A 7,283-nucleotide genomic window follows, 5' to 3' on the forward strand; every position below is an offset into this window, starting at 1 on the left:
CTCCTTTAAAAGGAGTAGTTTATCGCCGGTAATTTACGCTATAATAAATGGAAGAATGTTAAGGAGTGGAAGAAACCGTTGAAATCTAAATTACAGTTTTGGACTTTGGAGATCCTGTTGCTGCTGATTATTATTTATGTGAGCACGAAAATCTCTTTTCTATTCCATCCAATTGGAATCTTTATCTCAACACTGTTTTTCCCGATTTTGATTTCGGGATTCTTATTTTACTTGTTAAATCCCGTCTTAAAGCTGCTCATGAGGTGGAAGGTTCCAAAGATTGTTGGAATCTTGATTTTATACATAGCGCTTATCGGTTTAATTACAATTGGAATTACAAAAGTAGTGCCTGTTGTTTCTGAACAAATCACAGATATCGCTAAGAATACCCCGCAATTTGTAGATGATGTTGTCGCATTCATTGAGGATGCCTCAAAATCTAATTGGTTCAATTACGTGGTAGAGCAGGAGTTTATTGAATTTGAAGAAATAAAGGACCGCTTGCTTGCGTTTACGACTAATATTACAAGCAATATTACTACCGGCATATCAGCTGTTGTTTCGTTTATCACCAGCTTGACGCTGATTATTATTACAGTTCCATTTATTCTTTTCTACATGCTGAAGGATGGTCATAAATTGCCAGGTGCATTGATGAAGTTTCTCCCAGCCTCATTCAGGAAAGAAGGACTTGTTGTTATTCAGGAGACCTCTCAAACCTTGGCCAATTATATACAGGGTCAGATTACGGTATGTATCTTCGTTGGTACGGCTTGTTTCATTGGCTTTTTGCTGATTGATCTGCCTTATGCCTTGACGCTTGGACTCGTGATTGCGGTCACGAATATCATCCCGTATGTTGGTCCATTTATCGGTGCTGCACCAGCAGTGGCTGTCGGGCTATTCCAATCGCCTTTGGTTGCCATTTTGGTCATCCTGATTATTGTGATCGTGCAGCAGCTGGACGGTAATCTTATATCCCCATTGATTATCGGGAAGTCATTGAATATTCATCCGCTGACCATCATCATGATTTTGCTAGTTGCTGGTTCATTAGCTGGGATCCTTGGCATGATACTTGCCGTTCCAACTTATGCGGTTGTTAAGACGATTACGAAGAATATCGTCCGGCTTGTTAAGCTTTACCGGGCAAAGCATACCGTCATTACAGAGGATGCTTGATAAGCAGAGGAATTGATGAAAGAAGAATAAAAAAGAAAAACACACGTGGTTTCACGTGTGTTTTTCTTTATTCTATTGTACTGCTTGATAATGGCTGGGTGAACAGCTGGCTCTCTCCTTCTGCAGCTGTGCTGTGAGAGGTGAGGGGCTGAGCTTCCCGCGGTTTTTTGCGGATTTCGAGATAGCGGATATGATGTTCCTCCATATCGATAATCGTAATTTCATAATCGCCAATCTCAAGCATATCACCAAGCTTTGCTTCATACTTCTCGGTCAGGACCCATCCGCCGATTGTGTCAATATCGGTATCATCGAGGGCCGTGCCAAGCAGGTCATTAATTTCACTGAGAAGTACCTTAGAATCAACGATGTAAGATCCATCTGTATTCTTCCGAATCTCCGGAATCTCATCACTATCGAATTCATCTCGTATCTCACCAACAATCTCTTCGACGATGTCTTCGATGGTGACTAATCCGGAAGTGCCTCCGTATTCATCCATCAGGACTGCCATATGAATCCGTTCAGATTGCATTCTCGCCAGTAAATCATGGATTGGAATGGTGTCAATGACATGGATGATTGGCCTTATATATTCTTGAATGGTTGAATTTGAAATGCTCTCATCTACGACAACATCGGTCAATACCTCTTTTACGTTGACAAGTCCGACGATATGGTCCTTGTCACCGTCAATGACCGGATAACGAGTGAATTTCTCTTCATGGTACATCTGAATAAAGTCCTTGATGGAATCCACCTTGGATAAGGAGACCATTTCGGTTCGAGGAACCATGATTTCTTTAGCGACTCGGTTATCAAATTCAAAAATATTATTCACATATTTAAATTCAGATTGGTTAATTTCGCCGCTCTTATAACTGTCTGAAAGAATAATCTGCAATTCCTCTTCCGTATGGGCAATTTCATGTTCTGAAGCGGGATGAAGACCGAGCATGCGGATGATCAACCGGGCAGAACCATTAAGCAGCCAGATAAATGGATACATAATTTTGTAGAATGCCATGAGAGGTCTTGAGAATAAAAGAGCAATTGCTTCCGCTTTTTGAATAGCAATCGTCTTTGGAGCTAATTCGCCGATTACGACGTGGATGAAGGTAATCAGCAGAAAAGCAATAACGACGACGAGTGGCGTTGTAACAGTCTCAGGCAGGGAAAACAGTGCGAATAAGGGAGCGAGAAGGGATTCAAAGGTTTCCTCCCCAATCCATCCTAAAGCGAGGGCTGTAATGGTGATCCCAAGCTGGCAGGCGGATAAATACTCATCCAGATTCGTAACGATGTTTTTGGCGCTTATTGCCCGCCGGTTTCCTTCCTCCATTAACTGATCAATTCGCGAGGAGCGAATCTTGACAATCGCGAACTCTGACGCAACAAAGAATGCGGTCAGTGCAATCAAAATGGCTATAAAAACCAAATTCCATATGTCCAATAATTTTCCTTTAACCGTGATTAGACGGTAAAGGAGTCACCTCCTGTGATAATAAGCTGTTAACAGCTGTATGGTTTAACGTCAAATGCAAGCATAGTCCGACTGGATAGCTGGCGATCAACTTCCCATGTAAATCCCCCCTTTAAAATAAAGAGAAGTAGTAAAAATGGTTATTACTTCTTATTATATTAAATTTCTAACCGAATATCATTTGTTTTAGGTACATTTTTAAAAACAAATCAATTTTTGAGAAAAAAAGAAAAAAGTCCCTTTATTTTTTTTTATAGTTTAGTACAATTTAAATGTTGTGAGTTTTGTGCGTATTGATTGACATACATATGTACTTATGAGGCGTTTCCCCCACCGCCTTGGATGATTGGCATTGAAGTGAATTCGTGCCTGAACGCATGATGACAAGCAATAAAAGCTCTCTTTGACTAATTGGCTATTAGAAATCTCGAATAGAACATCATCGTTTGAAACAGTCAAGTATTTTGCTCAAACGATGTTTCGCTGCATTATTTTCGGGTAAATGAAATACTGGTTAGCAAAAAATCAGAAGGTGGAGAATGTGAGAATGGATATCGTATCTAAATTTAAGATACAGGGCGTAAAGATTGAAAAAACAAAATCCCGTAATGAAATCTTCTCTAGCTTAGTATGTTCTGAGTCAACATTCAGCGAATTGTTACAGAACCCATATTCTTTAAAGAAACAAGTAGAAGTGAAGAGTCATTAATGTAAAACATACAAGCTATGTTTTTAAATAAGGTGATAACCTAAGGCGCTCCTGTTGAAGCGTCTTTTTTGTGTCTACATAAAGTGAATTGATTGATGCGTGTAATTCTTACCATTGTTGTTTCTTAAAAACTTGTCTATTATTATATTAGAAAAGTAATTGTTGATATCTAAAAAGATTGAATATTTCTTTTCTATTATCCTCGTTTGAGGAATTTTTTATGGCTTGCAATAGTTAGGGAAACAATCGTTTGCTTGAATTTAGAGGAGGTCATCAATGAAGCTTACCATAAGAATTATTATAGGTTTAATTACAGGTGTATTGGTTGGTTTAGGTCTGAATCAATTTTCCCCTGAACTATTTGGCATCTTTGATATGTATATCTTCGATCCAATTGGTTCATTATTTATTAATGCAATCACGATGCTTGTCGTGCCGATTGTATTGATATCCATCACATTAGGAACTGCTGGACTCGGCGATCCGAAAAAGCTCGGACGCATTGGCGGGAAAACCATGCTGTATTTCTTGGCTACGACTGCTTTTGCTATCACCATCGGATTAGGTCTTGCCTTGCTTATCAAGCCGGGTGCGAGCGCTCATGTTAACTTATCTGCTGCTGAATATACGGCAAGTCAAGCCCCCTCAGTAATTGAAACTCTCATCAATATCATTCCTAAAAACCCAATCCAAGCCATGGCTGAAGGCAATATGCTTCAAGTAATTGTTATGTCTATATTCTTCGGTATTGGAATTAGTGCACTTGGTTCTAAAACAAAAGGTCTGGTCCATTTATTGGAGCAGGGTCAAGAAGTGCTGGTTTACCTTGTTAACTTCATCATGAAGACGGCACCATATGCGACATTTGCCTTGGTAGCAACAGCTGTAGGAAGCCAAGGGGTGTCTGCTATTAAGAGTATGGGCCTATACATGGTGGTTGTTATCCTAGCGTTAATCATCCATACCGTATTTGTATATGGAGGAGCGATTGCCGTTCTTGGCCGCCGAAATCCAATTGATTTCTTTAAGAACTTTGCTCCTGCAATGGCTGTAGGATTTAGTACATCTTCAAGCAGTGCTTCGCTTCCTGTAGCGATGGATACTGCCCAAAGAGCCTTAAATGTTCCGAAAAATATCTCAAGCTTTGTTCAGCCGCTTGGTGCTACCATAAATATGGACGGAACAGGAATCCTTCAAGGAGTCGCTGTAGTCTTTATTGCCCAAACGTACGGAGTTGATTTAACGACACCTCAGCTGATTTCCGTTATTTTTACGGCTGTTTTGGCAAGCGTTGGTTCAGCAGGCGTACCAGGCGCAGGGTTGATCTTGCTTGCGATGGTGCTTGAGCAAGTTGGGTTGCCGGTTGAAGGGATTGGCCTGATTCTCGGAATTGACCGCTTGCTTGATATGGCAAGAACAGCTGTAAATATCACAGGGGACGCTTCCTGTGCGGTTATTATTGCTGAATCAGAGAAAAAACGTGAAGTAAACCAAGAAGCAAACGAAATGATTGCATAAGAAACAGATGTATACTTTCCTTGCTATTGGAAAGCCATTCTAGTAACATGAAAGTACATGAATATAGATTATTCCACAAGGGGAGCCTGTGAGGCTGAGAGTGAATGTTCGAATTCTGACCCTTCGAACCTGTTAGTTAATTCTAGCGTAGGAATGTGGCGGATAAATGCGATTGTGTAAAGCAATGTGTGCCATTTTTTGACGCACATTGCTTTTTTGCATTTTTTTAGCCCGCTTTCTCGAGAGACTTCGGTACTCCTCCAAAAAGAAAGGGGAAAAAGATGAGAAACAACCGGTTATTGTATTTGGTAGAGGTGGCTATTTTTGCAGCATTGGCATTTGTATTTGATTTTCTGGGGAATATTATGTCGCTTAGTTTATGGGCACAAGGGGGCAGTATTTCTATTGCGATGGTGCCAATCTTTCTTATGGCAATCCGCTGGGGTGTAAAAGGCGGTGTTGTGACAGGGCTGCTATTAGGCTTACTGCAAATCGTATCAGGAACAGCTTATATATTGACGCCTGTACAAGGGTTTCTTGACTATATCGTCGCCTTTTCGGCGGTTGGTCTGGCAGGCATCCTGTTCAGTCAGATTCAAACAGACAATGGAAAGAATCGAAAGAGGAATATGATGTTTGTTGTTGGGGGTATTCTCCTTGGAAGCTCTTTGCGGTTTCTTGCTCACTTTATTGCGGGAGTCGTATTCTTTGGGTCTGGCGCGGCAGATGGTCAGTCTGTTATCGTGTTTTCTTTGCTTTATAATTTATCCTATTTGCTGCCGAGCGTGATTGTTTCTGGAGGAGTCATTCTTCTACTTTCATCTTCGGCTCCGCAATTAGTCTTAAAGAAGCCGGCCCATTAATGTATGATAGAATAGAAAAAAGCCGCCCCACTTGTAGTTGGGCGGCTTTTTGTTAGTCGATATATGTTGTCAATGTTTCAATAGGCAGGCGTGTTGTATTGAATGCCGGTGCTGCAGCTTTACCAATAGCAATCAGGGTGATTGGGAAATGATTGTCAGGCAAGTCAAAGCGCTTAGCAAAAGCAGCTTTGTCGAAACCGCCCATTGTGATAGTATCGTAGCCGCGTTCCTTGGCAAGCAGCATGAATTGCATGGCAATGGAGCCAGCATCATAGGCTGCAATTTGCATTAATGCTTCCTTCGGCATGGATGGGTATGCGTTCAATGTTTGTTTAATCGTACGATCAGCAATGCTTTGGTCCATATAACCCTTCTCAACATTAAGGCTGTATATTTTTTCGACGTTCTTATATGCTTCAATATCACCTATAACAGCAACGATAGCAGAGGAGTCTTCAATCTGTGCCTGATTGAAGCCAAGTGCTCTTATTTCTTTTTGAAGCTCTTTATTGTGGATGACGATAAAGCGCCATGGCTGCAAATTGCTAGAAGATGGAGCCTCGGATGCCAGACTTAATAGTTCCAGAATTTCCTCTTTATCCATCTTGAATTCCGAATTATAGCTTCGGACAGATTTACGCTGTTTGATTAGTTCTTCTAAATGTGACATAGATACTCTCCTTGTAAACTTACTTAAAGTTAGTTTCTTAATAATGATAACTTACCAAAAGTAAGTTAATGTGTCAACGTAAAGTATTCATGTTATGATAATAAGAGCACAAGGTTGGAGGCGAATGATATGCCAGGAGCACTAGATAAAGGCCAGAAGTGCCATATATGCAGTGATTTTCATCAAACAATTGAATTCATCGGACGGAAATGGATGGGAATCATTATCTACTCTTTGCTGGATGGCCCGAAACGATATCATGAACTCACTGGAATGATTGAAGGAATTTCCGACAGAGTTCTGACAGAAAGATTGAATGAATTAGTAAAAGAAGAATTAGTGAAGAAAAGCTATTTGGATGGTTCCTTGAAGAAGGTTCAGTATGAATTGACCCCGAGCGGCGAAGCATTGAAAGATGTGATTGTATCAATTCGTAAATGGGTTGAATATAAAAACCAACTGGAGAAGAAATGAGGAAGTAATGTCGGAGAATCACCCCTTAAAAGGGAGGCTCTCCGGCTTTTTCTATGCAGGTGAAAAAGGATGGATATTGCATCATCAATGATCTTCCTGCTCATTATCTGGGGCGATCATATTCGATGTAATTGCTGGTAACCTCATCTTTGGGTATGCGGGCATATGTCTAATAAAGCATGCCAAAAAGTCCTTAAAAGGCAAGTTTGCTATAAAGCCTCTTGCAAGATAACTTCGTCAGGCAATATACGACATGAAAGAGACAGGTGAAAATCATAAAAAAAATCAGCATGGAAGACGATAAATCTACTGACAGCCTTGTCAGTAGGTTTTTTTTTCGGATTCAAGGGAATAAAAAAATTAGTAAATATATACAAATTAATA

General features: G+C 40.4%; 7 protein-coding genes and 1 riboswitch. Of the genes, 5 read left to right on the forward strand and 2 right to left on the reverse strand.

Annotated features, from left to right (window positions below; translation table 11 throughout):
• Positions 1-78: 78 nt before the first annotated feature.
• Positions 79-1,182, forward strand: a complete 1,104-nt coding sequence (locus ACI35L_RS06405) for an AI-2E family transporter (protein WP_439802480.1) — start codon at positions 79-81, stop codon at positions 1,180-1,182.
• 67 nt (positions 1,183-1,249) lie between these two features.
• On the opposite strand, the gene ACI35L_RS06410 is transcribed toward ACI35L_RS06405, so the two are convergent.
• The gene (locus ACI35L_RS06410) at positions 1,250-2,635 is read right to left on the reverse strand and encodes a hemolysin family protein (RefSeq protein ID WP_049671937.1); all 1,386 of its coding nucleotides are present in this window, start codon (positions 2,633-2,635) and stop codon (positions 1,250-1,252) included.
• Positions 2,636-3,212: 577 nt separating this feature from the next.
• Here ACI35L_RS06410 and ACI35L_RS06415 point away from each other — a divergent pair.
• The 3 genes from ACI35L_RS06415 to thiT all read left to right on the forward strand — a co-directional run bounded on the left by ACI35L_RS06415 (position 3,213) and on the right by thiT (position 5,755).
• The gene (locus tag ACI35L_RS06415) at positions 3,213-3,374 is read left to right on the forward strand and encodes an Lmo0850 family protein (RefSeq protein WP_439802481.1); all 162 of its coding nucleotides are present in this window, start codon (positions 3,213-3,215) and stop codon (positions 3,372-3,374) included.
• A gap of 276 nt (positions 3,375-3,650) precedes the next feature.
• Complete coding sequence (locus ACI35L_RS06420; protein ID WP_049671936.1) at positions 3,651-4,892, forward strand: dicarboxylate/amino acid:cation symporter; 1,242 nt, start codon at positions 3,651-3,653, stop codon at positions 4,890-4,892.
• Between the two features lie 68 nt (positions 4,893-4,960).
• Positions 4,961-5,063, forward strand: a riboswitch (TPP riboswitch).
• Positions 5,064-5,173: 110 nt separating this feature from the next.
• Positions 5,174-5,755, forward strand: a complete 582-nt coding sequence (gene thiT / locus ACI35L_RS06425) for an energy-coupled thiamine transporter ThiT (RefSeq protein WP_049671935.1) — start codon at positions 5,174-5,176, stop codon at positions 5,753-5,755.
• Positions 5,756-5,807: 52 nt separating this feature from the next.
• Here thiT and ACI35L_RS06430 read toward each other — a convergent pair whose 3' ends face one another.
• Entirely contained in the window at positions 5,808-6,425 is a 618-nt protein-coding gene (locus ACI35L_RS06430) for a nitroreductase family protein (protein ID WP_049671934.1), read from the reverse strand.
• Positions 6,426-6,554: 129 nt separating this feature from the next.
• On the opposite strand from ACI35L_RS06430, the gene ACI35L_RS06435 reads away from it, so the two are divergent.
• Positions 6,555-6,899 carry a winged helix-turn-helix transcriptional regulator gene (locus ACI35L_RS06435; protein WP_049671933.1) on the forward strand — a complete coding sequence of 115 codons (345 nt, stop codon included), beginning with the start codon at positions 6,555-6,557 and terminating at the stop codon, positions 6,897-6,899.
• Positions 6,900-7,283: the final 384 nt, after the last annotated feature.

It is taken from the genome of Pradoshia sp., from assembly GCF_051873915.1.
GTDB lineage: Bacteria > Bacillota > Bacilli > Bacillales > Pradoshiaceae > Pradoshia.